Origin of the sequence: Nocardia sp. NPDC002869, assembly GCF_046764065.1 — a bacterium.
Lineage (GTDB): Bacteria > Actinomycetota > Actinomycetes > Mycobacteriales > Mycobacteriaceae > Nocardia > Nocardia rhamnosiphila.
In genome coordinates this window covers 1-24,504 of sequence record NZ_JBKOOL010000085.1, presented here as the reverse complement: position 1 = coordinate 24,504, position 24,504 = coordinate 1, and the positions used below count along the sequence as shown (strand labels likewise).

General features: G+C 70.9%; 21 protein-coding genes and 1 pseudogene. 16 read left to right on the top strand and 6 right to left on the bottom strand.

What is annotated here, in order from left to right; translation table 11 throughout:
• Positions 1-144: 144 nt before the first annotated feature.
• Positions 145-1,146, top strand: coding sequence for a methylenetetrahydrofolate reductase (locus ACLML9_RS17125; protein WP_411946464.1), 1,002 nt, complete (start codon positions 145-147; stop codon positions 1,144-1,146).
• A gap of 24 nt (positions 1,147-1,170) precedes the next feature.
• On the opposite strand, the gene ACLML9_RS17120 is transcribed toward ACLML9_RS17125, so the two are convergent.
• From ACLML9_RS17120 to ACLML9_RS17095, 6 genes are all read right to left on the bottom strand, one after another.
• Positions 1,171-1,530 (bottom strand): hypothetical protein, encoded by a 360-nt coding sequence (locus ACLML9_RS17120; protein ID WP_411946463.1) that lies wholly within the window; start codon positions 1,528-1,530, stop codon positions 1,171-1,173.
• Between the two features lie 101 nt (positions 1,531-1,631).
• A complete protein-coding gene (locus tag ACLML9_RS17115) occupies positions 1,632-2,813 on the bottom strand; it encodes a glycosyltransferase (RefSeq protein ID WP_411946462.1) in 1,182 nt (393 codons plus the stop codon).
• The gene (locus tag ACLML9_RS17110) at positions 2,810-3,589 is read right to left on the bottom strand and encodes an LppM family (lipo)protein (protein ID WP_411946461.1); all 780 of its coding nucleotides are present in this window, start codon (positions 3,587-3,589) and stop codon (positions 2,810-2,812) included. Before ACLML9_RS17110 ends, ACLML9_RS17115 begins: the two co-directional genes overlap by 4 nt.
• A 16-nt stretch (positions 3,590-3,605) precedes the next feature.
• A complete protein-coding gene (locus ACLML9_RS17105) occupies positions 3,606-4,448 on the bottom strand; it encodes a carotenoid biosynthesis protein (RefSeq protein WP_411946460.1) in 843 nt (280 codons plus the stop codon).
• Complete coding sequence (locus ACLML9_RS17100; RefSeq protein ID WP_411946459.1) at positions 4,433-5,998, bottom strand: phytoene desaturase family protein; 1,566 nt, start codon at positions 5,996-5,998, stop codon at positions 4,433-4,435. The genes ACLML9_RS17105 and ACLML9_RS17100 overlap by 16 nt, the downstream gene beginning before the upstream one ends.
• Complete coding sequence (locus ACLML9_RS17095) at positions 5,995-6,612, bottom strand: GNAT family N-acetyltransferase (RefSeq protein ID WP_411946468.1); 618 nt, start codon at positions 6,610-6,612, stop codon at positions 5,995-5,997. Before ACLML9_RS17095 ends, ACLML9_RS17100 begins: the two co-directional genes overlap by 4 nt.
• A gap of 235 nt (positions 6,613-6,847) precedes the next feature.
• Here ACLML9_RS17095 and ACLML9_RS17090 point away from each other — a divergent pair, with 235 nt between their 5' ends.
• The 15 genes and pseudogenes from ACLML9_RS17090 to ACLML9_RS17020 form a co-directional block, all read left to right on the top strand.
• Positions 6,848-7,240: an SAV_6107 family HEPN domain-containing protein gene (locus ACLML9_RS17090; RefSeq protein ID WP_411946467.1), complete on the top strand. Its 393-nt coding sequence runs from the start codon at positions 6,848-6,850 to the stop codon at positions 7,238-7,240.
• A 194-nt stretch (positions 7,241-7,434) separates the two neighbouring features.
• Complete coding sequence (locus tag ACLML9_RS17085) at positions 7,435-7,866, top strand: DUF3040 domain-containing protein (protein ID WP_411946458.1); 432 nt, start codon at positions 7,435-7,437, stop codon at positions 7,864-7,866.
• Positions 7,867-8,349: 483 nt separating this feature from the next.
• Positions 8,350-8,781 (top strand): division/cell wall cluster transcriptional repressor MraZ, encoded by a 432-nt coding sequence (gene mraZ, locus ACLML9_RS17080; protein WP_030523855.1) that lies wholly within the window; start codon positions 8,350-8,352, stop codon positions 8,779-8,781.
• Between the two features lie 278 nt (positions 8,782-9,059).
• Positions 9,060-10,037, top strand: a complete 978-nt coding sequence (rsmH, locus tag ACLML9_RS17075) for a 16S rRNA (cytosine(1402)-N(4))-methyltransferase RsmH (RefSeq protein ID WP_411946457.1) — start codon at positions 9,060-9,062, stop codon at positions 10,035-10,037.
• 235 nt (positions 10,038-10,272) lie between these two features.
• Positions 10,273-11,205 carry a hypothetical protein gene (locus tag ACLML9_RS17070; protein ID WP_411946456.1) on the top strand — a complete coding sequence of 311 codons (933 nt, stop codon included), beginning with the start codon at positions 10,273-10,275 and terminating at the stop codon, positions 11,203-11,205.
• Positions 11,202-13,169 (top strand): peptidoglycan D,D-transpeptidase FtsI family protein, encoded by a 1,968-nt coding sequence (locus ACLML9_RS17065; RefSeq protein WP_411946455.1) that lies wholly within the window; start codon positions 11,202-11,204, stop codon positions 13,167-13,169. The genes ACLML9_RS17070 and ACLML9_RS17065 overlap by 4 nt, the downstream gene beginning before the upstream one ends.
• Before the next feature lie 89 nt (positions 13,170-13,258).
• Positions 13,259-14,875 carry a UDP-N-acetylmuramoyl-L-alanyl-D-glutamate--2,6-diaminopimelate ligase gene (locus ACLML9_RS17060; RefSeq protein ID WP_411946454.1) on the top strand — a complete coding sequence of 539 codons (1,617 nt, stop codon included), beginning with the start codon at positions 13,259-13,261 and terminating at the stop codon, positions 14,873-14,875.
• Complete coding sequence (locus tag ACLML9_RS17055; RefSeq protein ID WP_411946453.1) at positions 14,872-16,425, top strand: UDP-N-acetylmuramoyl-tripeptide--D-alanyl-D-alanine ligase; 1,554 nt, start codon at positions 14,872-14,874, stop codon at positions 16,423-16,425. Before ACLML9_RS17060 ends, ACLML9_RS17055 begins: the two co-directional genes overlap by 4 nt.
• Positions 16,422-17,498 (top strand): phospho-N-acetylmuramoyl-pentapeptide-transferase, encoded by a 1,077-nt coding sequence (gene mraY, locus ACLML9_RS17050; protein ID WP_030523849.1) that lies wholly within the window; start codon positions 16,422-16,424, stop codon positions 17,496-17,498. Before ACLML9_RS17055 ends, mraY begins: the two co-directional genes overlap by 4 nt.
• Before the next feature lie 49 nt (positions 17,499-17,547).
• Positions 17,548-19,014 carry a UDP-N-acetylmuramoyl-L-alanine--D-glutamate ligase gene (murD, locus tag ACLML9_RS17045; RefSeq protein WP_411946466.1) on the top strand — a complete coding sequence of 489 codons (1,467 nt, stop codon included), beginning with the start codon at positions 17,548-17,550 and terminating at the stop codon, positions 19,012-19,014.
• Positions 19,011-20,450 (top strand): putative lipid II flippase FtsW, encoded by a 1,440-nt coding sequence (gene ftsW, locus ACLML9_RS17040; RefSeq protein WP_411946452.1) that lies wholly within the window; start codon positions 19,011-19,013, stop codon positions 20,448-20,450. The genes murD and ftsW overlap by 4 nt, the downstream gene beginning before the upstream one ends.
• Complete coding sequence (gene murG / locus ACLML9_RS17035) at positions 20,447-21,592, top strand: undecaprenyldiphospho-muramoylpentapeptide beta-N-acetylglucosaminyltransferase (protein WP_411946451.1); 1,146 nt, start codon at positions 20,447-20,449, stop codon at positions 21,590-21,592. The genes ftsW and murG overlap by 4 nt, the downstream gene beginning before the upstream one ends.
• Before the next feature lie 68 nt (positions 21,593-21,660).
• Positions 21,661-23,100 carry a UDP-N-acetylmuramate--L-alanine ligase gene (gene murC / locus ACLML9_RS17030; protein WP_411946465.1) on the top strand — a complete coding sequence of 480 codons (1,440 nt, stop codon included), beginning with the start codon at positions 21,661-21,663 and terminating at the stop codon, positions 23,098-23,100.
• Between the two features lie 6 nt (positions 23,101-23,106).
• Positions 23,107-23,799 carry a cell division protein FtsQ/DivIB gene (locus tag ACLML9_RS17025; protein ID WP_411946450.1) on the top strand — a complete coding sequence of 231 codons (693 nt, stop codon included), beginning with the start codon at positions 23,107-23,109 and terminating at the stop codon, positions 23,797-23,799.
• A gap of 385 nt (positions 23,800-24,184) precedes the next feature.
• A pseudogene (locus tag ACLML9_RS17020) lies at positions 24,185-24,445 on the top strand (cell division protein FtsZ); the annotation flags it as partial.
• Positions 24,446-24,504: the final 59 nt, after the last annotated feature.

Here is a 24,504-nt window from a genome sequence, read left to right as displayed (position 1 = left end):
CGCCGGTAGCCGCGGGAGCCACCCACGTGCGCCCGCCGCGGCGGCGGGACCTGATCGCAGAATACGCGCGCGCCCATGAGGCGGATCCGGTGGCGGCGGTGGGAGAGAATCGGGGAGAATACCGGGCGGCTCTAGACTGAGCCGGTGACTTTCGAGAACGCGCGGGGACTCCCGACCCCCGGCCGGCCGTCCCCCACGTCACCGGACGTCTCCGCGACGCCTTCGGTAGTGCAGAGCCTGCGCCGGCACGCCGATGGCGCGGTGCCGTTCTCGGTGGAATTCTCCCCGCCCCGCGACGAGGCGGGCGAGCAGCGGTTGTGGCGGGCGGTGCGCACGTTCGAGCGGATGCATCCGGCGTTCGTCTCGATGACCTACGGCGCCGGTGGGAGCACCCGGGAGCGCACGGTACGGGTCACCGGTGAACTCGCCCTGCAGACCACCCTGTTGCCGGTCGGCCATCTCACGGCGGTCGGGCACAGCGTCGCCGAGCTGCGGTCGATCGTCGGGGCCTACGCCGATTCCGGGATCAGCAATATCCTCGTGCTGCGCGGTGATCCACCGGGCGACCCGCTGGGCGAATGGTACAAACACCCCGAGGGGGTGGAGTACGCCGAGGAACTGGTGCGCATCGTGCGCGATCTGGGCGATTTCCATGTGGGGGTCGCCTCGTTCCCGCAGGGCCACCACCGTTCGCTCGATCTCGACCAGGACACCGCCCATCTGGCGGCGAAACTGCGTGCGGGCGCGGAGTATTCGATCACCCAGATGTTCTTCGACGTCGACGACTACCTCCGGCTGCGCGATCGGGTCGCCGCCCTGGACCCGGTGGAGGGCGCCAAACCGATCATTCCGGAACTGATGCCGATCACCTCGCTGCGCACGGTCGAGCGTGCGGAACAGTTGTGCGGCCGGCCGCTGCCGGAAGGGGTGATCGAACGGCTGCACCGGGCCGCCGGTTCCGGGCCGGAGGAGGATCGCGCCGCGGTCCGGGCCGCGGGTATCGAGATCGCCACCGAGATGGGGGAACGGTTGATCGCCGAGGGCGCACCGTGCCTGCACTTCATCACCCTCAACTTCGCCAAGGCGACCGGTGAGGTGCTGACCAATCTGGGTTACGGCGTCACCACCGCGCCGATCAGCGTCTGAGCGGCGCCGCCCGGGGCGGGGAGATCAGTCGGCCGGGGCGTAGACGTGGACGGCGATCCGGTCGTCCCGGCGGATCACTTCGAGCGCGTGGTCGTCGTGGCGCAGGATGAGTCCGGGGGCGCCGTCGACCGGGTCGAGGATCTCGATTCCCGCGATCCGCTCACCGGCGTGGTCCAAGCGGTCGCCGGGCTTGGCCGCGATGAACACCCGGCCGTCGATGACCCACCAGGTGCCGGGCAGGCCCGGCAGCAGTTCCGGTGATTCGCTGAGCCGGTGGCGGGCGACCGGTTCGCTGATGCTGTGCGGGCTGCGCAGCCGGACCGAGAATCGCTCGAGCCATTGCGTCCACGTGGTATCGACGCTGGTGTGGCCGACGATGGTCATGGTGCAGCCTCCTCGAAACCCGGGCCGCGAGGCCCTGCCCGCCGGTCGTGCCGGGCGGGTTCATCATCCGGCCGGGCGCCCGGCGGGCACAAGACCAAGAATCACCGAGAATCCAGCTCTTGGCCGGGTAGCAGAGGGCGTCCCCGCCAGGTCAGCGCGTTGCGCCGGCGAGCGCGGTGTGAGTGTTGCCACAGCAGCAGGTAGGCGGCGACCGAGACGGGGTGGGCGAGAGCGTCGGCGAGGTCGCCGCGGTCCGGCCCGCGGCCCGACTCCAGGGCGCGGGCCAGCAACCGGCCCGTGACCGCGGCGGTGTACCCGAGCAGGCCGATTCGGCGCAGCCGGCCGCGACCCAGTACGGCCGCCACCGGGGGCAGCCAGTACGCCCACGCGGCGACAGCGCCCACCGCGACCCCGCCCGCGACCGAACCGCCGTAGGCCGACCAGAGCCAGCGGTCGTAGCCGGTCGCCAGTTCGTGCGCGTCCCGGTACATCCGGGTGCGCGCCAGTCCTCCCGCGGCCGCCACCGCGGTCCGGTCCCCGGCGCGGCGCAGTATTCGGGCGATATCGAGATCCTCGGTGACACTGCCGGCGACCGCCGCGTGACCGCCGCGCGCGTGATACCGCGCCGCGTCGAACACCAGGAACTGGCCACAGGACACGACGGTTGACCCCTGGCTGCCGCGATCGGCCCACGCGACGGGCAGAGTGGCCGCCCATGACCAGCACAGCAGCGGCTGCACCAGGCGTTCGGCCACGGTCTCGGCCCGCTGCCGCGGCCAGGGCGCCAGCAACGCGGCGCCGCGCTCCCGCAGACACCCCACCGCCGCGGCGATCGCGGTCGGTGCGAGCCGGACATCGGCGTCGAGGAAGATGAGCACCCCGGTTCCGCCGCCGGCCTGCCGGGCATGCTCGGCGAGGGCGGCGCAGGCGGCGGCCTTACCGGTCCAGCCCGGCGGCGGGCCGGTGGTACCGCGTAGCAGCTCGCAGCGCGGGTCGCCCGCCATCGCTCGCCGTGCGCGCTCGGCGGTGTCGTCGCCGGAGGCATCGTCGAGGACCAGGATGCGCAACCACGCCACCCCGGTCTGGGCGCGCAGATCGGCGATCAGACCGGGGAGTAGGGCGGCCTCGTCACGCGCGGGCACGCAGACTGTGACGTTCTCGGTGACCGGGGTGGGCGCGGGGGACAGTCGCGGTACGGTGCGCCGGTTCCATGCGGTGAGCGCGGCACCGGCCACGGCGATACCGGTCCCGCCGGTCACCGCGCGCCGGAGCCACGGTCTCACGCGTTGGATTTGACCTCGTCCCACCAGCGTCGCAACGAGAAACCGGCCGGTGCGCCCGGCCGGGGCGGATTGCGGTCCATATAGGCGAGGGCGATGACCACCGCCGCGACCGCGAGGGTGATACCGCCGACGATTCCGGCCCAGCCCGCGAAGGATCGCGTATTCGGATCGGCGTAACCGACTTCGGCGCGGACGGTACTGACCTCGCCGGCGGGCAGTTTCCAGGAGACCACCGAATCCCCCTCGCGGTTGCCGTTGGTCTTGGCGACCCGGGCCGGGAACGCCACACTCAGCTGCACATCGGACCCGTGCGGGGCCAGGGTCTCCAGGTCCACCCGGCCGTTGAGGCTGACCAGGTCGCCGTTGCGCTGGAACTGCAGGTCGAACAGGCCCTGCGCCTGCTCCGAGAGTTGCGACAGCTGTTCCACTTCGCCGAAGTTGAGATCGTCGAAGTACACCTCGCTGCCGATGTACCCGTCCTGGTTGTACGGCTCGATACGCACTTTGGCCGCCAAGGTCTCGGGGGCGGTGAGCTGCGGGCCCTTGTCCTCACTGTTCTCCGGGACGACCGCGGCCACGATCCGGCCCGACACCCGGTCGTTGGACGACAGGCCCATCGAGGCCTGGACGCGCAGGCAGCCGGCCAGCGCCGGGGTGAGCAGGGCGGCCAGGACGAGGGCGGCGGCTATCCGCGCCCGCAGGGGGCGGCGCGAGCGCGGAGCGGGGACCGGGGAGCCGGGTTTCGCGGTAACGGGACTCGAAGGCACGGATGACATGGTGCCAGGCCGGAACTCACCGACGCCATGCGACGGGCCCGACGCTTCGCCGATCGTGCCCGGCCCTGCGTCCGGTGGCGTCGCGAACCAGCCGGACCAGCAGCGGAACCCCGAGAACCCCGAGGACGATGCTCCCGTAGCCGGCCGAATACGGCAGGCCGAGAAACACCGCGTGCGCCAGCGCGGAGCCGAGCCAGGTCCACAGGAACATCAGGACCGGGATCGCGGGCCGCTCGGGGCCGCGCGCGGTTCGTTCCCATGCGGTGAGCGCCGCGGCCATCACCGCCGCCACCGCCAGCCAGCCGAGATAGTTGGTGTACGGGATGGCCGCCAGACCGGGGAGTCCCGCATCGGTGTGCTGCCACTGCCACTGCCCGTCGGCCACCATCTGGGGATCCAGGAACAGGTCCCAGCCCACCGCGCCCACCGCGGTCGCGCAGATCCGCGCCGCCGGCCGCGGGCACAGCAGGCCCGCGACCACCCAGATCGGATACAGTCCACCGGTCCACGCGAGCGGGACCACCAGTGGAACGTCGAACAGTTGTGGTCCGATCCGTCCGTCCGCGTAGTCGTAGGCCCCGAACGGGATCCCGGTCGCCGTGCCCACCGCCTCGGCCACCAGGCCGATGCCGGAGACGATCACCAGGAACCCGGCTGCGTAGCCGATCCCGCGCGTCACCGCCGCGTGCAGCAGAGCCGTACCGGCTGTCAGCAGTACCACGGCCACCGTCACCGCGTCGCGAACCGGCCCGGTGGTCAGCGGGTAGGCGATCTGCGTGCCGACCAGCACGACGAGTAGACCCGCGGGAAGCAGGTCCCGCCGGCGCCCGGGCGCCGGACCCGCTAGCGGCGTAGCCACCGGCGGATCCCGCGGCTGTCACGCAGTACCAGGCGGGCGGCGGTACGCCCGCTGGCTCCGGACACGCCGCCCCCGGGATGGGTCGACGCGCCGGTCAAGTAGAGCCCGGGCGCGCCGGGCACCCGCTGCCCGGCCAGTTCCGGCAGCGGCCGCCACAGCATCATCTGGTCCAGGCTCATCTCCACGTGCATCACATTGCCGCCGAGCAGCCCCATCTCGCGCTCCAGATCCACCGGCGTCTGGACGTGCCGGTCCAGCACCGAGTCCGCGAACCCGGGCGCGTACCGATCCAGTTCGCCGATGATCCGGTCCGCTTCGGTGTCGGCGTGCCGGGCCCAGCCACCGCTGTCGGCGAGCCGGTAGGGGTGCCACTGCGACCACAGCGAGAGCTGATGTTGCCCGGCGGGCGCGATACTCGGGTCCAGGGCGCTGAAACTCATGGCGAGCACGACGGGCCGGGGCGGTAACCGCCCGCCCAGCGCACTGCCGTGCGCCAGCGCCAACCGGCGCCGGTCCGAGACCAGCAGTTGCAGTCCGGTCGCCGATTCGGTGGAGGTCGTGCCCGGGTATCGCGGGAGATCGCTGGTCGCGGCCCGCACCACCATGCCGATTCCGGGGCCCACCCGGATCTGCCGCTGCCACCGTCGCAGCGGTTCCGGATCGAAGCCGCCCGCGCGCAACAGTTCCAGCGTGGTGAGGATATGGGTGCCCGCGATCACCGTGTCGGCGTCGTATTCGCGCCCGGCCGCGGTGCGGATCCGCCAGCCGTCGACCCGGCGGGTCAGCGCGGTGACGGCGTCGCCGGCCGTGACCTCGCCGCCGTCCCCGCGCAGCCGGGCGACCAGTGCCTCGGTGAGGGCACCGCTGCCGCCCACCGCCCGGCCGGGCGGCAGGGTGTGCATGAGTGCCGCGAACGCCACCATCGGCGCCGTGCCCGGTTCGGACATGGGCGGCCCCGATTGCGCCCCGAACCATGCCAGTGCCGCCTTCAGCCGCTCGTCGTCGAACCAGGTGTCCAGCAGCGCGTCGCCGGACTGCAGGAATTCCCGGGACAGCGCGCTGCCGCCGTCGCGGGCGTCCAGTCCCCAGAACGAGCGCAACAGCCGGCCCCCGGTGGGCGCGCCGCCGAACGAGCGCATCACCCGCCGCGCCCGCGGCGCCCAGACGTCCACGAAACGCCGGTAGGCCGCGGCGTCGCGGTCGCCGCAGGCGGCGGCCACCGACGCGCAGGTCCGCTCGAGATCGCGGTGGAAGACGATCGGCGGCGCCCCGGTCTCCGGGCAGGCCGGGGCGAAGGCCCAGGGGTCGCAGTCGAGGTACCGCAGGCCGAAGTGTTCCAGTTCGAGTTCCTCGATGATCCCGGTGTGCCGGACCATCAGATGGGCGGAGGAGCCCCGATCGACCCGGTGGCCGGGGAAGCGCTCCACGGTGGATACGGCCCCGCCGAGGACCGTATCGCTCTCCAGAACATGGACCCGGCGACCCTCCCGCGCCAGGTAACAGGCCGCCACCAGCGCGTTGTGGCCGGAACCGATGATCACCACACTCATGGCAGCAGGGGCAGTGACCGGCCGAGGATCCCGAAGCGGCGGTCGTCGCCGGCGAACACGAAATCCCGCAGCACGTCGCGGAAACCCATTCGCCGGTACAGGCGCCAGGCCCGGTTGTCTTCTTCGCCGACCTCCGGGGTGGACAGCAGCACGGCCCGCTCGGGGCGGTTCCGCAGCAACCGCTGGAGCAGGGTCGCGCCGATACCGCGGCCCTGCGCGCTCGGGTGCACATGGAGTTCGGTGAGTTCGAAATAGTCGCCGAGCAACTGCCCGATGGCCGGCTCCGGCCACCCGGAGCGGCGCATCCCCGCGTGCACCTGCTGCTGCCACCACTGATGGGGGCCGCCCTGATAGCCGTAGGCGATGGCGACGATCGGGGAATGGCGCAGGTCGAACTCGCCGTTGTCCTCGGGCACCACCGCGGCGACCGCGTGCCAGCCCGTGCGGTGGGTGTGCTCGGTCCACATCGGTGCCCGATGGTGCTCGGTGCCGTGTGGATAGTCCATGGCTGCGACGTAGACCGCCAGGGCGTCGTGCAACCGGGCGCGCAGCGCGGCTTCCGAGAGGTCGACGACGACCGGGACGGGGAGATTGTTCGACTTGACGGCTGTCATTGCGATATCGGTGGGCTCTTTCGCGGTCGGCAGGGTGGCGGGTTTCGGCACACGAACATGTCGGTGGTCGTCTCTATATTCAAGCTCGAGCCAAACGTTCGAAAACTTGTTCGCCCCCACGGTGCACGCTCAGCCTGCCATACCGGTGGACCGCCGCGGGGGGTGACAGGCGAGATACGGAGGGACGGCTATGTCGGATCGAAGCGTGCACCCGGTACAACCGGGGCGGGCGGGGATGCTGTTGCGACGCGCCGACGGGTTGCTCATGGAAGCGGCGGGGGAGCGGGATCCGCGGGAACGTTTCCGCGTGGCCTACCTGGCGGCCCTGCGCGGTGCGGGCGCGGTGCTGGCGCTCACCGGCGCCGACAGCGCGCCGCGGGCCCGCTCCCGTAACGCATGGGTGATGTTGCAGCGCGCCGCCCCCGAATTCGTGATGTGGGTGGACTATTTCAGTGGCCATTCCGCGACCCGCGCGGCGCTGGAGGCCGGGCTGCCCCGGGAGATCGACGAGGTGGCGGCCGACGAGTTCTCCTCGCGGGTGGCCGCGTTCCTGCACGACGTCGAGGATCTCATCGCGCCGGCCGCCCGGCTGCGCGCCGCCGGTGACGGAGACGACGCGCGCCGGTAGGAACCACCGCCGGCCCCCGGACCTCCGGATTCGGCCCGCCCGGGATTCGATCCGGCGACGAACTTCGTTCGGCTGCACCCATATGGTGGTACCGCTCTTGGCGAACTCGTATCATTGATGACAGATAGCCGCCAAGGGGTTATCTGTCGCCTACCCGGAGGCGACAGCCACGACCTAGTGCCGGGGGAGGTACCGTGCCACTCTCCGAGCACGAGCAGCGCATGCTCGAACAGATCGAGAGCGCGCTCTATGCTGAGGACCCGAAGTTCGCGTCATCCGTCCGCGGTGGACGTCTTCGTACGACCTCGAGTCGACGTCGACTCCAGGCCGCGGCCTTGTTCGTACTCGGCCTTGTCCTACTCGTCGCGGGTATCGCCCTTCCGGTGCGACCCGGCGGCTTTCCGATCATCAGTCTGATCGGGTTCATCGTGATGTTCGGCGCCGGAGTACTGCTCCTGCTCGGCGGCGCCAAGGGCGCCACGCCCGGCCGCGGCAGTGGTGCACCGAGCGATTCCGCCGGTTCCGGATCATCGGAACGAGCAGCCGGCGGGCGTGGGCGTCCCCGCCGCTCCGGTGGGTTCACCGAGCGCATGGAGGATCGCTTCCGCCGAAGGTTCGAGGAGTAGCCGCCCGGCGTTCGCGCCGACTCTACGGCCGACAGCGGTGCCGCACCCGTTCCCGGGGCGGCACCGCTGTTCGCATCTGTGCCGTGCCGTTCGCCGGCGGGATGCGCGCGTGACCGGCCGGGCCGCTGGAACATGCTCCGGACCACCTTCTCCCACCCCGCCCCACCGGGTTCCCCCACCGCGCCCCACCGCCCCGGCCGCAAGAGTGTGAACAGGGGGTTTGCTGGAAGTTGACGGGGGCCGCCGGAGTCGGGGGCTGTGGGCGCGGGCAGGGAGGCAGAGCCCGCGAAAAGATCGCCCGGCCGGTGATAGCTGGGGTGACCTGCGAAATCGGACGGCCGGGGAGGCACATCACCCCGTGTTTCGATTGAAAGTGGGGGAAAGTGGGGTAATGTGGAGCGCGCACTACAGGAGAGGCCGCGAGGCACTCGACCGGCGTAGCCGGTCAACACCATTCGAGGTGGTCCGGTAGGAGGTATCGGGTTGTTTCTCGGTACTTACACACCTCGTCTGGACGACAAAGGGCGACTCACGTTGCCCGCAAAGTTTCGAGACGATCTGGCGGGAGGGTTGATGGTCACCAAAGGACAGGACCACAGCCTTGCCGTCTATCCGAAGGACGAGTTCAGTGCGCTCGCCCGCCGCGCCGCATCGGCATCCCGGAGCAACCCGCAGGCGCGGGCCTTCATCCGGGCGCTGGCGGCGGGCACGGACGAACAGCGGCTGGACACGCAGGGCCGGATCGTGTTGTCGGCCGAACATCGCCGGTACGCCAACCTCACCCGCGACTGTACGGTCATCGGTTCGGTCGACTTCCTGGAGATATGGGACAAGCAGGCGTGGGAGACCTACCTCGCCGAGCACGAGGAGGACTACGCACAAGCGAGAGACGAGGCACTGGGCGGAATCTTCTAGCCCGCGCGAGTGCCACGCGGCCTCTGCCCGGATGCGGACCCTGACGTACTTCCCCGACGCCAGGTGCCGCTTCGGTCAGAGACCCCGCGGCATTCGTTACGTCACCGATTCCTTCTGTCGCTCACCCCGTGGACGCGCCGGATCGATCGGCGGCGCGACCGCATCTCGCGCAATCAATTGTTCGCCCGCTTCGGCGCCGGTGATCCGCATCCATCCGGGGTGCGAATGCGACCCGAATCGGGTCGTCACGGAGCGAGGCATGAATCCGGGAGGTCGATTTGAACCGTGAGCAGCACGGCACGCGACACGTTCCTGTTCTGCTCACCCGCGCCGCCGAATTGCTCGACCCGGTGCTCGACGGCCCGGCCGCCGTCTACCTGGATGCCACGCTGGGGCTCGGCGGTCATGCCGAATATTTCCTGCGCACCCACGCCGATCTCCGGCTCGTAGGCCTCGACCGCGATACCCGAGCGCTCGCGCTCACCACCGACCGGCTCCGGCCCTACGCCGACCGGATCACCCTGGTGCACACCCGATACGACGGAATCGCCGCCGCGCTCGCGGAGGCCGGTCTGCCGGCCACCGATTCGGTCAGCGGCATCCTGATGGATCTCGGGGTCTCGTCCATGCAGTTGGACGAGGCGGAGCGGGGCTTCGCCTACTCCGTGGACGCCCCGCTGGACATGCGGATGGACGCGACCACCGGCCCGACCGCCGCCGATGTGCTCAACAGCTACAGCCAGGGCGAGATCGCCCGGGTGCTGAAGGTCTACGGCGAGGAACGGTTCGCGAACCGGATCGCCGCCGAGATCGTGCGGCGCCGCGCCCGGCAGCCGTTGCGTACCAGTGCCGAACTGGTGAGTCTGCTCTACGACACCATTCCCGCGCCGGCCCGCCGGACCGGCGGGCATCCGGCCAAGCGCACCTTCCAGGCGTTGCGGGTGGAGGTGAACGGTGAACTGGATTCGCTGCGCGCGGCCCTCCCGGCCGCGCTGGCGGCACTGCGCCCGGGCGGCCGCATCGTGGTCATGTCCTACCAGTCGCTCGAAGACCGGGTGGTCAAACACGAGCTGGCCGAACGCGCGAAATCCCGCACACCGGTGGGACTCCCGGTCGAACTCCCGGGTATGGGGCCGGAGTTCCGCATGCTGACCCGGGGCGCCGAACAGGCCGGGCCCGCCGAGATCGAGGAGAATCCCCGCGCCGCGCCGGTCCGGATGCGCGCCGCCGAGAAGATCGTGCAGGAGGCGGGATGAAGCCGGGCACCGGCACCGGCCACGCCGCAGCGGTGGCCCGCGGAGCAGCGAATTCGCTTGTCCGCGTGGCGCGATTGCGGTACGACGGTGCTGGTGCCGGATGCGGATATCACATCGGTGTTCGCGAAATCGTGGTGTCAGGGGAGCACCGGCTGGGCATTACGGACCACAGCACAGGCGTACGCGGGCCGAAACCGCGGGCCATCACACCGATACGGGGGTGTCAGGTATGAGCGTGAGCACACGTACCGAGACCGGGCGGCCGGCGCGGCGGGTACACGACGCGGAGCGGGTGAAATCCGGTGCCGCGCAGCGGGCCTACGCCCGGCGCCGGCAGCGCACCGGTGGGCCGTCCGGCCCGGCGCCGGCGGCCGCGCCGCGGTCGGAGCCGGCGGGTCGCGGACCGTTCGTCGCGGCCATTCTGGCCATGTTCGGCTGTGGTCTCGCGCTCACCCTGGTCCTGACCACCCGCGCCGCCGAGGACAGCTATCAGCTCAGCGACGCGCGCGAGGCCAACCGGGTGCTCTCCGACGAACGCGCGGCATTGCAGCGGGAGGTCGCCGCCGCCGATTCCCCGCCCGAACTCGCCACTCGCGCCCGGGAACTGGGCATGATCCCGGCGGTGGATCCGGCGCGGCTGGTCGTCGCTGCGGATGGAACGGTCACCGTGGTCGGTGAACCGAAGCCCGCCCAGGGCCCGCCGGCCCCGCCGCTCAACGGACCCCGCGGCGGAGCTCCGGGCTCCGGTGCGGACCCGGGCGAGCGGATCGTGCCGGTCCCGGCGCTGCCGCGATCGGATTCGGCCGCGCCCGGCCCGGGTGGTGTGCTCGCGGCCCCGGGGACCGATCCGACGCCCGCGCCGCAACCGGGCGAGGGCGTTCCCGCCCCGGCGGGTTCCGCTCCGGCCGAGGGTTCCGCTCCGGCCGAGGGCGCCGCTCCGGCCGAGGGCGCCGCTCCGGCCGACGGAACCGACCCGGCCGAGGCGCCTGCACCGGCCGACGGAACTGCCCCGGCCGGTGCGTCCGCTCCGGTCGAGGGCGATGCTCCGGTCGAAGCGCCCGCTCCGGCCGGGGACGCGGCCCCGGCGCCCGCGGAGACGCCGGGCGATGTCGAACCCACCTCGGTCGCGCCGCTGCCGCCCGTTACGGCGGGTGAGGAGATGCGATGAACCGGCGCGGGTCGGGACGCGGGCGCGATTCCGCGCCGAGATCCCGGGCCGCGACCGATCGCGGAAAAACGAAGAAGCGATCCGCCGAGGTCGCGCGGTCCGCGCCCGGCCGGTCCCCGCAGCCACCCCGGCGGTCACGTCCGGGTGGGCGGTCCACGCCGAACGGACCGGTGCGGATCCGGCTCGGCGTGGGCCGGTTGATCATGCTGGTGGCGTTGACCGTGGTGGCGCTGCAACTGTTGTGGATCCAGACCATCGCCGCACCTACGCTGTCGGCGCAGGCGGCCGGACAGCGCACGGCCTACCAGGATCTCCCCGCCACCCGGGGCACCGTCACCGACCGCCACGGCAAATCCCTGGCCTTCACCATCACCGCTCAGTCGCTGAATTTCCAGCCCGTCCGGGTGCGCAAGGATCTCGCCGACGCCCGGGCGAAGGACGATTCGGCGCCCGATCCGGGTCGGCGGCTCGAAGATATCGCCCGGACCGTCCACCGGATCCTCGGTGACGAGGGGCCGAAGGAAACCGAGCTGCTGGAGAAACTGCGCAGCGACCAGACCTTCGTGTACCTGGCCCGCAATGTCGACCCGCGGAAAGCCGACGAGATCACCGCGAAGTTCCCCGAGGTCGGTACCGAACGCCAGGACCTGCGCGAATACCCGGGCGGTTCGCTGGCGGCCAATATCGTCGGGGCCACCGGCTGGGATGGCCACGGCCGGGTCGGGCTGGAGGCCTCGCTGGATTCGGCGCTCGCCGGCACCGACGGCTCCTACACCTACGATCGCGGCTCCGACGGGGCGGTCATCCCCGGCAGTCTCCGCGATCGCCAGCCCGCCGTCGACGGAAACAATGTCGAACTCACCCTGGACTCCTATCTGCAGAACCATGTGCAGCAGCAGGTGCAGCAGGCCAAGGATCGCTCGGGGGCGAAATCGGCCTCCGCGGTGGTGCTGGACGCCAAAACCGGCCAGGTACTGGCCATGGCCAACGACAACACATTCAATCCGGCGCTCGGTCCGCAGCACTGGGATCCGGCCGGGCTGGACAACCCGTCGGTGACCCAGCCCTTCGAACCCGGTTCGGTCAACAAGGTGGTCACCGCGGCCGCGGCCGTCGAATACGGCCTCACCACGCCGGACGAGGTGCATCAGGTTCCGGGCCGTATCGATATGTCCGGGGTGACCGTCGGGGACGCCTGGGAGCACGGCCTGGCCCCCTACACCACGACCGGGATCTTCGGTAAGTCCTCCAATGTGGGCACCCTGATGCTGGCGCAGCGGGTCGGCGAGGACCGGTTCGCCGATATGCTCGAACGCTTCGGTCTGGGCCGGCGCACCGAGGTCGGACTTCCCGGGGAGAGCTCCGGTCTGCTGCCCGCCCGGGACCAGTGGTCCGGCGGTACTTTCGCCAATCTGCCCATCGGGCAGGGGCTTTCGATGACCACCTTGCAGATGACCGGTATGTACCAGGCCATCGCCAACGACGGGCTCCGGATGCCGCCGCGTATCGTGCGCGCCACCGTCGCACCCGACGGAACCCGCACCGAGGAGCCGGCGCCCGACGGGGTGCGCGTGGTGAGCCCCGAGACCGCGCGCACACTGCGCACCATGTTCCAGTCGGTGGTGCAGAACGATCCGACCGGAGTGCAGATGGGAACCGGTGCCGCCGCCGCGGTCGACGGATACCGGATCGCCGGGAAGACCGGGACGGCGCAGCAGGTCGACCCGAACTGTGGTTGCTATTCGAGCTCGTCGTACTGGATCACCTTCGCCGGTATCGCGCCCGCGGACAATCCGCGCTATGTCATCGGACTGATGCTCGACGCGCCGGTGCGCAGCTCCGACGGCAGCGGCGGGCAGTCGGCGGCACCGCTGTTCCACGACATCGCCTCCTGGGCATTGCAGCGGGATCGGATTCCGCCGTCGAGCGAGCCGGAACGGCAGTTCGTCCTGCAGGCGTCGTGATTCGGCGAACCGGCTTACTCGACCGTGACCCGGCGTCGGTAACCTGACTCGTCGTCGTATCCGCGCTTCATCATGCAGAGAGGAATCCTGTGCCCGCGCAGTCCAGCCAGCCCTCGCTGCGGCCGGCCCGGCCGCTGTCGACACCGCTGCCCGACCTGCTGGATCTGATCGACGCCGAACTTCGGCCACCGGTCGCCACCGACCTGCTCGTCACCGGGATAGAACAGCGCTCCGACGCGGTTCTGCCCGGCGATCTGTTCACGGCGTTACCCGGCTCCCGGGCGCACGGCGCCCGGTTCGCCGCGGACGCGGTGGCCCGCGGCGCGGTCGCCGTGCTCACCGACGCCGCCGGGGCGGAACTTGCCGGTGACCTGCCGGTACCGGTCCTGGTGCGGGAGAATCCGCGTGCCGTCCTCGGCGAGTTGTCCGCGGCGATCTACGGTCATCCGTCCGAGCGGTTGCGGATCATCGGGATCACCGGGACCTCCGGTAAGACCACCTCGTCGTATCTGGTGGAGGCCGGGCTGGCCGCGGGTGGCCTGTCCACCGCCCTGATCGGCACCATCGAGACCAGAATCGGGGGCCGCCGGGTCCCGAGCGCGCTCACCACGCCCGAGGCGCCGCAATTGCACGCCATGTTCGCGCTGATGGTGGAGCAGGGCGTGGACGCGGTGGTGATGGAGGTGTCCAGCCACGCCCTGACGCTGGGCCGGGTCGACGGGGTGCGGTTCGCCGTCGGCGCGTTCACCAACCTGTCGCAGGACCATCTGGATTTCCACGCCGATTTCGAGGACTACTTCGCCGCCAAGCGCCGGCTGTTCGAACCGGAGTCCCCGGTGGCCGCCCGCACCGCCGTGGTGTGCGTGGACGACGCCTGGGGCCGCCGTCTCGCCGACGGTCTCGCCGCGCCGATCCGGGTGGCGACCACCGGACCGGCGGACTGGTCGCTGGCCGGTCCCGCCCGCGCGCACGGCGGTGAGCAGGAGTTCACCGCGGCCGGTCCGGATGGCGAGACGCCGGTGCGGTTGCGGCTGCCCGGTGACTACAACGTCGCCAACGGCCTGCTCGCGGTCGCGGTGTGCGCGGCCGCCGGAGTGGCGCCGGGGACCGCCGCGCCCGCACTGGCCACGGTGGACGTACCCGGCCGGATGCAGCGGGTGGAACGCGGGCAGGAGTTCCTGGCCCTGGTGGACTACGCCCACAAACCCGCCGCGGTGGAATCGGTGATCGCCACGCTGCGCACGCACCTGGCCACGGCGGGGAGCCGGGGCCGGTTGGCGGTGGTGGTCGGCGCCGGCGGCGACCGGGACACCGGTAAACGCGGCCCGATGGGCGCGGCCGCGGCCCGCGGCGCGGATCTGCTCATCGTCACCGACGACAATCCACGGACCGAGGACCCGGCCGCGATTCGCGCGTCGCTGGTCGCGGGCGCGCGCAGCGTCGCCGACGAGCAGCGCGGCGAGGTCCGCGATATCGGCGACCGGACCGCGGCCATCGCGGCGGCCGTCGACTGGGCGCACCCCGGCGATGTGGTCCTGGTGGCCGGCAAGGGCCACGAGGCAGGGCAGGAGATCAACGGGGTGAAATATCCGTTCGACGACCGCGAGGTACTCGCCGCGGCGATCGATTCGACACTGCGGCACAGTTCCGGGGGCGCGGACAACGGTTCGTGGTCGACGGGCGCGGAGGACTTGACAGTTTCATGATCGAAATGACACTGCGGGATATCGCCGAGGTCGTGGGCGCAACGCTGCACGACGTCGGTGACCCGGAGGTGAGGGTGACCGGCTCGGTCGAATTCGATTCGCGCCGAATCGGTCCCGGCGATATCTTCCTGGCGCTGCCGGGCGAGCGCGTCGACGGCCACGACTACGCGGCCGCCGCGATCGAGGCCGGCGCGGTCGCCGTACTGGCCGCCCGGCCGGTCGGGGTGCCGGCCATCGTCGTGTCCCCCGCACCGGGGTCGGTGCCGTCGAGCGCGCTTGCGCTGAGCCATGATTCGACCGGTGCGGGCGCCGCGGTGCTGACCGCGCTGGCCGCGCTGGCCCGGGAGAGCGTGTCCCGGCTGGTCGCCGCCGGTGGGTTGACCGTGGTCGGCGTCACCGGGTCCTCGGGTAAGACGTCCACCAAGGATCTGCTGGCGGCGGTGCTCGCACCGCTGGGCCCGGTGGTGGCCCCGCCCGGCTCCTTCAACAACGAACTCGGGCATCCCTGGACCGCCCTGCGCGCCGGTCCGGACACCCGGTTCCTGGTGCTGGAGATGTCGGCGCGCGGGCCCGGGCATATCGCCGCGCTGGCCCGGGTGGCGCCCCCGAGTATCGGGGTGGTCCTCAATGTGGGTACCGCGCATCTCGGCGAATTCGGTAGCCGCGAGGCCATCGCGCAGACCAAGGGCGAACTCGTGGAGGCGCTGCCCGGCACCGGTCTGGCCGTGCTGAACGCCGACGATCCGAAGGTCAGCGCGATGGCCGCGCGTACGGCGGCCCGCGTGGTGACGGTCGGGCACGCCGCCGGCGCGCAGATCCGTGCCGGCGCAGTCACTCTCGACGAACAGGCCCGTGCCTCGTTCACCCTGCACACACCGCTCGGCGACCGGCCGGTCACCCTGGCCGTGCACGGGGAACACCAGGTCGGCAACGCGCTGTCGGCCGCCGCGGTGGCCCTGGAGTGCGGCGCCGATCTCGACACCCTCGTCACCGCGCTCGGCGGCGCCCGGGCGGCGTCGGCGCGGCGGATGGACGTACGCACCAGTGCCGCCGGGGTCACGGTGATCAACGATTCCTACAACGCCAACCCGGATTCCATGCGGGCCGCGCTCAAAGCGCTGGTCACCATGGCCCGGTCGGGCGACACCCCGCGGCGCAGCTGGGCCGTCCTCGGTGAGATGGCCGAGCTCGGCCCGGAATCGGTGGTGGAACACGACGGGATCGGCCGCCTCGCGGTCCGCTTGGATGTGGACCGGCTCATCGTGGTCGGGACCGGACGACCCTCCCGGGGCATGCACCAGGGAGCGGTCATGGAAGGCTCATGGGGTGAGGAATCGGTGCTCGTCCCGGATATCGAAGCAGCCGTGGAGTTGCTCGCCGCCGAAGTCGGCGCGGGTGACGTGGTGCTGGTGAAGGCATCGCAATCGGTCGGCCTGTGGGCGGTGGCCGAACAGCTGCTGGCCGAGGGTGAGAAGAACGCGGGTGCCGGCACACCGGCACCCGGCGGCGCCGGCGCCGCCGACGGGGTGAGCACGGAGGCAGTGCGATGAGACAGATCTTGTTCGCGGCGGCGATCGCGCTGACGGTGTCGATCCTGTTGACGCCGCTATTGATCCGGATATTCGCCCGGCAGGGTTTCGGGCAGGAGATTCGGGTCGATGGACCGGCCAGCCACCAGTCCAAACGCGGTACGCCCACCATGGGCGGCGTGGCGATCATCATCGGCATGTGGGCCGGGTATCTCGGCTCCCACCTGATCGGAATCGGTTACGAGGCCGAAGGTCCCACCGCCTCCGCGCTGCTGGTCCTGGGCCTGGCCACCGCGCTGGGCGTGGTCGGGTTCATCGACGATTTCATCAAGATCCGCAAGGGCCGCAATCTCGGGCTCACGGCCGCGGGCAAATATCTGGGCCAGATCACCGCCGCGGTGGTGTTCGGAGTGCTGGCGCTGCAGTTCCCGGGTGGCAGCGGACTGTCCCCGGCGAGCCGGCAGCTGTCGTACGTGCGCGATATCAACACCGTCTCGATGAGCGTGGTCGTATTCCTGGCCTTCGTCTGCCTCATCGTGGTGGCCTGGTCGAACGCGGTCAATCTCACCGACGGTCTGGACGGTCTGGCCGCGGGTTCGATGAGTCTGGTGCTCGGCGGCTACGTCGTCATCACGTTCTGGCAGTACTACCACTCCTGCGAGACCAAACCCGAGACCGGCTGCTACAACGTGCGCGATCCACTGGATCTGGCCCTGGTCTGCGCGGCCGGCACCGCGGCGTGCATCGGGTTCCTGTGGTGGAACGCCGCGCCCGCCAAGATCTTCATGGGTGATACCGGGTCGCTGGCCCTGGGCGGGCTGCTCGCCGGGCTGTCCATCACCACCCGCACCGAACTGCTGATGGTGGTCATCGGTGCGCTGTTCGTCGCCGAGGCGGCGTCGGTGGTGCTGCAGGTGGCGGTGTTCCGGACCACCCGCAACCGGCTGTTCAAGATGGCGCCCTTCCACCACCATTTCGAATTGAGCAAATGGGCGGAGACCACGGTGATCATCAGGTTCTGGTTGCTGGCCGCGATGGCCTCGGCCGCCGGGCTCTCCCTGTTCTACAGCGAATATCTCTCCGCGGTCGGGTGAGTTGACGATGGAGGAACATACGCCCCGGGCCCTGCGTTCGCCGGGCCCGATGCTGGAATTCCTGCGCGGCCGCGATGTGCTGGTCGCCGGATGGGGTGTCTCGGGTCGTTCGCTGATCACGCCGCTGCGCGATATCGGGGCCCGGCCGGTGGTGACCGACAGCGGTGCCGCGGCGCTGGCCGAAGCCGCCGGACTGGGGCTGGACATCGTGCCCGCGGCCGAAGTGGAGGACACCGACTGGTCACGGTTCGCGCTGGTGATCACCAGTCCCGGCTGGCGGCCGGATTCCCCGGTCCTGGCCTCGGCGGTGTCCGAGGGTATCCCGGTCTGGGGCGATGTCGAATTCGCGTGGTGGGTGGATCAGGCGCGGATCTACGGTCCGGTCCGTAAATGGCTCGTGGTCACCGGCACCAACGGGAAGACCACGACCACGCAGATGACCCATTCCATTCTGCGGGCCGCCGGTATCCCCAGCGTCGCCTGCGGCAATATCGGGCTGCCGATCCTGGACGCCCTGCGCCGCAATCCCGGGCCGCAGGTGCTGGCGGTGGAGTTGTCGTCGTTCCAGCTGCACTGGGCGCCCTCGGTGCGGCCGGAGGCCGGTGTCGTGCTGAACGTGGCCGAGGACCATCTGGACTGGCACGGTGGGCTCGACGCCTACGCCGCCGCCAAATCGCGGGCTCTGCTGGGGCGGGTCGGGGTCGTCGGACTCGATGACCCGGTGGCCGCCCGCCTGGCCCGCCGCTCGAAGGCGCGCCGCACGATCGGATTCCGGATCGGGGTCCCGGCCGACGGTGAACTCGGCGTGGTCGACGGCAAACTGCTGGACCGCGCGTTCACCAAGGCGGCGATCCTGGCCGAGTCGAAGGAGATCAGCCCGCCCGGGCCGGCCGGTATCGCCGATGCCCTGGCCGCCGCCGCGCTGACCCGGGCCATCGACGTGGCGCCGCAGTTCGTCCGTGAGGGCCTGATCGAGCACAAGGTCGGCCCGCACCGGTCGGCGCTGGTGCGCGAACTGGGCGGCGTCGAGTTCATCGACGACTCCAAGGCCACCAACCCGCACGCCGCGCGGTCGTCGATCCTGGGCCATCAGCATGTCGTCTGGATCGCCGGCGGCCAGCTCAAGGGTGCCGGCGTCGAGGATCTCGTGGAGGAGGTCGCCGAGCGGCTGGTCGCCGTCGTGTTGTTCGGTGCCGACGCCCCGGTGATCGCGGCCGCGCTGGCGCGACACGCGCCGGAAGTCCCCGTGGTCGAGTTGGATACGCGGGATCATGCCGGTATGGGGCAGGCAGCCATGGACGAAGCGATCACCGGGACCTGCAATACCGAAATCGCCGACGCGGTGATGGAACGTGCGGTGCGGGAGGCGGCGGCGTTCGCCGGACCGGGCGATACCGTGTTGCTCGCGCCGGCGGCGGCCTCGCTGGACATGTTCACCGACTACACCCACCGGGGCCGCAGCTTCGCCGGCGCGGTCGAGGATCTGAAGGACGAGGACCTCGGGCGGCGGTTATGAGACCGCGCGGCACGCGACAGGTACGGGCGGGCCGATTCGGCGCCTGGCTGGCGCGGCCGCTGGCCTCGTTCCATCTCGTCGTCACCATCGCCACCCTGCTCACCCTGCTGGGGCTGGTGATGGTGTTGTCGGCCTCCAGCGTGGAGTCCTACGCCGACGGTGGGTCGGCGTATTCGCTGTTCGTCCAGCAGATGGTATTCGCGTCAGTGGGTACGGTGCTGTTCTATCTCGCGCTGCGGATACCGTTCCGGCGGTTGCGTCAGCTGTCCTTCCCGGTGTTCGCGGTATCGGTACTGCTGCTGGTTCTCGTGCTGATCCCGGGGGTCGGCAGTACGGTCAACGGCGCCCGTCGCTGGATCGATCTGGGGCTGTTCTCGATTCAGCCGTCGGAACTGGTGAAGGTGACGTTCGTGGTGTGGGGCGCCCACCTGCTGATCTCGCGGCGTGCCGCGGGGCGGGCGGCGAACGATCCGGGTGGGTTGAAAAACCTGTTGGTGCCGCTGGTTCCGGCCGGCCTGCTGGTGTGCCTGTTGATCGTGTTGCAGCCGAACCTGTCCACCACCATCGCGCTCGGCATCGTCCTGCTGGCGCTGCTGTGGTTCGGTGGCCTGCCGGTGCGGTTGTTCGTGGCCATCCTCGCCTCGGGCGCCATCGCCGCCCTCGCTCTCGCGCTCTCGGCCGGCTACCGCTCCGACCGGATGCGCGCCTTCTTCAATCCCGCCGACGACCCCCAGGGCATCAACTATCAGGCCCGGCAGGCGATGTACTCGCTGGCCGACGGCGGGCTGTGGGGTCGCGGGCTCGGGCAGAGCCGGGCCAAATGGAGTTATCTGCCCAACTCCCACAACGACTTCATCTTCGCCATCATCGGCGAGGAACTCGGGTTCCTGGGCTGCGCGCTGGTGCTGGGTCTGTTCGCGCTGTTCGTCTACGCCGGCCTGCGGATCGCCGCCCGCTCGGTGGACCCGTTCCTGCGCCTGCTCACCGCCACCGCCACCACCTGGATCACCGGGCAGGCGCTGATCAACATCGGCTATGTGGTGGGCCTGCTACCGGTCACCGGACTGCAGTTGCCGCTGGTGTCGGCGGGCGGTTCGTCGCTGGCACTGACACTGTTCATGTTCGGCATCATCGCCAACGCGGCCCGGCACGAACCCGAGGCGGTCGCGGCCCTGCACGCCGGACAGGACGGGCGGGTCAGTCGCCTGCTGCGACTGCCGAAACCGGAGGTCTACCATCCCGTGCGGGCCCGCGGCGCCGCGGCCGATCGCGACCGGGGTCCGGCGCGCCGCCCGGCCCGCGGCGAGCCCCGGGACGAGCCCGCGCGGGCCCGGCCGCGCGCCAACAGCCGGGGTACCGACACCCTGCGGGCCACCCGGGCCTGGGAACCCAGCTATTCGGTGACACACGCACGAGAACGGGGAAGAAACAGGTGAGCGCACCACGGTCCGCAGGCGAGCACACGGCGCCGGGCGCGGACGCGATATCGGTGATCGTCGCGGGTGGCGGTACGGCCGGGCATATCGAACCGGCCCTGGCCGTCGCCGACGCGTTGCGGCGACTCGATCCCGGGATCCGGGTGACCGCGCTCGGCACCGAGCGCGGACTGGAAACGACCCTGGTGCCCCAACGGGGGTACCCGCTCGAACTGATCCCGCCGGTGCCGTTGCCGCGCAAGCCCAGTGCGGATCTGCTGCGGCTGCCGGGCCGGGTCCGGGCCTCGGTGCGGCGTACCCGCGAGATCATCGACGCCGTCGAGGCGGATGTGATCGTCGGCTTCGGCGGTTATGTGGCGCTGCCCGCCTACCTCGCCGCGGGCCGCGGGGCCCTGCGGCGCCGTCGCGCGGTGCCGGTCGTGGTGCACGAGGCCAACGCGAAGGCGGGTATCGCCAACAAGGTCGGCGCGCGGCGCGCGACCCGGGTACTGGCCGCGGTACCGGATTCCGGGCTCGACGCCGAGGTCGTCGGCATCCCGGTGCGCGACGCGATCACCTCCCTCGACCGGGCCGGGCTGCGCGCGCAGGCGCGGGAGCATTTCGGGCTGCCCGCGACCGGCCCGGTGCTCCTGGTGTTCGGCGGTTCCCAGGGGGCGCGGTCGCTCAACGACGCGATCTCGGGCGCGGCCCCGCAACTGGCCGCGGCCGGTATCTCCGTGCTGCACGCCCACGGCCCCAAGAACACGCTGGACGTCTCCTCGACCGATCCCGCCGCGCCCTATGTGGCGGTGCCCTACCTGTCCCGAATGGATCTCGCCTACGCCGCCGCCGACGCGGTGGTCTGCCGGTCCGGGGCGATGACCGTCGCCGAGGTGTCGGCGGTCGGGCTGCCCGCGATCTACGTACCGCTGCCGCACGGAAACGGTGAACAGGAACTCAACGCCCGGCCCGTTGTCGCGGCCGGTGGTGGCAGAATCGTTGCCGACCCCGAACTGTCCCCGAAATATGTGATCGACGAGGTGATACCGCTGCTCACGGATCCAGCACGCATAGCCGAGATGGGTCGTGCCGCCGCCGGCGCCGGCCATCGCGATGCCGCCGACGAGGTCGCCCGGATCGTGCTGCGGGCGGCGGGCCGGTGAGCGGGGAGCAGACGACCGCACCGGAAACCGGCCCCGGCGCCCTGCCGCCGGAGCTGGCCCGGGTGCATATGGTCGGTATCGGCGGCGCCGGGATGTCGGGTATCGCCCGTATCCTGCTGTCGCGCGGGGGCGAGGTCTCCGGATCCGATGCCAAGGAGAGCCGCGGTGTCCTCGCCCTGCGGGCCCGGGGCGCCCAGGTGCGGATCGGTCACGATGCCGGTGCGCTGGATCTGCTGCCCGGCGGGCCGACGGTGGTGGTGACGACCTACGCGGCCATCCCCAAGACCAACCCGGAACTGGTGGAGGCGCATCGCCGCGAGATCCCGGTGCTGCTGCGGCCGACCGTGCTGGCGGCCCTGATGAGCGGGCATCGCACGCTGCTCGTCTCGGGGACGCACGGGAAGACCTCCACCACCTCGATGCTCATCGTCTCCCTGCAGCACTGCGGACTGGACCCGTCGTTCGCGGTGGGCGGTGAACTCAACGAGGCGGGAACCAACGCCCACCACGGCAGCGGCGATATCTTCGTCGCCGAAGCCGACGAGAGCGACGGGTCCCTGCTGCAGTACGACCCGGATGTCGCGGTGGTCACCAATATCGAATCCGATCATCTGGATTTCTTCGGTTCCGACGACGCCTATGTGCAGGTGTTCGACGATTTCACCGATCGCCTCGCCGACGGCGGGCTGCTGGTGGTGTGCCTGGACGACCCCGGCTCCCGGGCCCTCGCCGAGCGCACCGGGCAGCGGCTGGCCGACCGCGGCGTGCGGGTACTCGGGTACGGCACCGGGGAACTGCCCGATGCGCCGGTGCCGGTCGGGGTGCGCCTGCACAGCTGGGAACCTCGGGATGTCGGCGGTATCGCTCACTTCCAGCTCGCCGACGAACCCGCACCGCGCACCCTGCGTCTTTCCGTGCCCGGCCGGCATATGGCGCTCAACGCGCTGGCCGCGCTGCTGACCGCGCGGGCCGCCGGCGCCGACGTGGACGAGATCATCCAGGGGCTGGAGGGTTTCGGCGGGGTACACCGCCGCTTCCAGTTCGTGGGCCGGGAGAACCGGGTGCGGGTTTTCGACGACTACGCCCACCATCCCACCGAGGTCCGGGCGGTCCTCGGGGCCGCCGCCGAACTGGTGGACCAGGAGGCGCGCGACGGTGCGCTGTCGCGCCGGGGCCGGGTGATCGTGGTCTTCCAGCCGCATCTGTACAGCCGGACCGCGACCTTCGCCGCCGAATTCGGCGCGGCCCTCGACCTGGCCGACGAAGTGGTGGTGCTCGATGTCTATGGGGCGCGCGAAGAGCCGCTGCCCGGGGTCAACGGGGCGCTGGTCGCCCAGTCGGTGCACAAACCCGTGCACTACCAACCCGATATGTCCCGGGTGGGCCGCCAGGTGGCGGGTCTCGCCCAGCCCGGTGATGTCGTGATCACCATGGGCGCCGGCGATGTCACCATGCTCGGCAGCCAGATCCTGGACGGACTACGCGCGCGTCCGCAGTACGGGCGGTGAGGCGGGGTGCGGGCCGGGACGCCACGATTCGGGGTGGGCGGATTGCGGCGTTTCCGGCTGTGGGCGTTACCCGCGCTCGCCCTGGTCATCACGCTGGCCGCGCTCGCCTGGTTCTCGCCGCTGCTGTCGGTCCGCGAGGTACGGATCGATGGGGCGGGCGAGATCCCGGAGGAACAGATCCGCGAACTGCTCCGGGTTCCGGAGACCGGTTCGATCCTGCGGATCGATACCGCGGCGATGGCCGCCCGGGTGGCGACCATCCCGAAGGTCCGCAGTGCCCGGGTCCAGCGGGTGCTGCCGTCGACCGTGCGGGTGCGGATCGAGCCGCGAACCCCGGTGCTGTACTACGACTCTCCCGAGGGCGCGCATCTGCTGGACGCCGACGGTATCGAGTACGCGATCGAGCCCGCGCCGATCGGAGTGCCGCAGCTGGTCACCGCCCGGCCGGGCGGTGCCGACGAGCTCACCCGGGCCGCGGTCGTCGTGGCCCGGGTACTGCCGCCGGCGCTGGAGGTGCAGGTGGAAACCCTCCGTGCCGCGGGCCCGTCGGAGATTTCCCTGACATTGCGCGATGGTCGCACGGTACTGTGGGGCAGCAGCGAGGACGGCGAACGCAAATCGGCGGTGGTACTGCCGCTGCTCACTCGGCCGGGAACCGTGTTCGACGTCTCGAGTCCCAGTCTGGTCACGGTAAAATGATTCCCAGCAATCTTGTTCGGTTCGACCCTGTTCGGTTCGCAGCTCCGCCTCGGCCCGGGACGATCACCCGGAGACCACCTAGGGCGGGATCCGGGGGCGTCTCACGATGTGGGCGCGGGCGGCTGGGCAACCGTTCACGATATGTCGCGTACCGCCTTGGTAGAAGCATGTTCGCCGAAGAAACTGGTTATCGTCTCGGCGCGCCTGCGAGCGGATCGCGACGGCGGCGAATAGCGTTCCGCACCAGTCGGATACTTGACATAACTCCAACCCTATGGTTGAGGTTCAGGGTTTGCCCGGATCGTGGTCCGCGGATCGTGGTCGCGCGGAACGGTATCGGGCATCCGAAAACGACAGACTTTGGATCGAAGGAAGGCGAGAGCTCATGACGCCCCCGCACAACTACCTTGCCGTGATCAAGGTCGTCGGTATCGGCGGCGGCGGCGTGAACGCCGTCAACCGAATGATCGAGCAGGGTCTCAAGGGCGTCGAGTTCATCGCGGTGAACACCGACGCCCAGGCCCTGCTGATGAGCGATGCCGACGTGAAGCTCGATGTCGGGCGGGAGCTCACCCGGGGGCTCGGCGCCGGCGCCGCCCCCCCGGTGGGGCGGGGGGCCGCCGCGGGGCACAAGGCAGAGATCGAATAGGTAATCAAGGGCGCCGCGCTGTTCTTCGTGTCCGCCGCCGAGGGGGGCGGGGCGGG

Excerpts from the sequence above, each read along its gene's own strand:
- mraY (WP_030523849.1), top strand. The coding sequence starts at position 16,422 with ATGAGACAGATCTTGTTCGCGGCGGCGATCGCGCTGACGGTGTCGATC.
- ACLML9_RS17095 (WP_411946468.1), bottom strand. The coding sequence starts at position 6,612 with ATGACAGCCGTCAAGTCGAACAATCTCCCCGTCCCGGTCGTCGTCGAC.
- ACLML9_RS17065 (WP_411946455.1), top strand. The coding sequence starts at position 11,202 with ATGAACCGGCGCGGGTCGGGACGCGGGCGCGATTCCGCGCCGAGATCC.
- ACLML9_RS17055 (WP_411946453.1), top strand. The coding sequence starts at position 14,872 with ATGATCGAAATGACACTGCGGGATATCGCCGAGGTCGTGGGCGCAACG.
- ACLML9_RS17110 (WP_411946461.1), bottom strand. The coding sequence starts at position 3,589 with ATGTCATCCGTGCCTTCGAGTCCCGTTACCGCGAAACCCGGCTCCCCG.
- murD (WP_411946466.1), top strand. The coding sequence starts at position 17,548 with ATGCTGGAATTCCTGCGCGGCCGCGATGTGCTGGTCGCCGGATGGGGT.
- ftsW (WP_411946452.1), top strand. The coding sequence starts at position 19,011 with ATGAGACCGCGCGGCACGCGACAGGTACGGGCGGGCCGATTCGGCGCC.
- ACLML9_RS17090 (WP_411946467.1), top strand. The coding sequence starts at position 6,848 with ATGCTGTTGCGACGCGCCGACGGGTTGCTCATGGAAGCGGCGGGGGAG.
- murC (WP_411946465.1), top strand. The coding sequence starts at position 21,661 with ATGGTCGGTATCGGCGGCGCCGGGATGTCGGGTATCGCCCGTATCCTG.
- ACLML9_RS17120 (WP_411946463.1), bottom strand. The coding sequence starts at position 1,530 with ATGACCATCGTCGGCCACACCAGCGTCGATACCACGTGGACGCAATGG.
- ACLML9_RS17100 (WP_411946459.1), bottom strand. The coding sequence starts at position 5,998 with ATGAGTGTGGTGATCATCGGTTCCGGCCACAACGCGCTGGTGGCGGCC.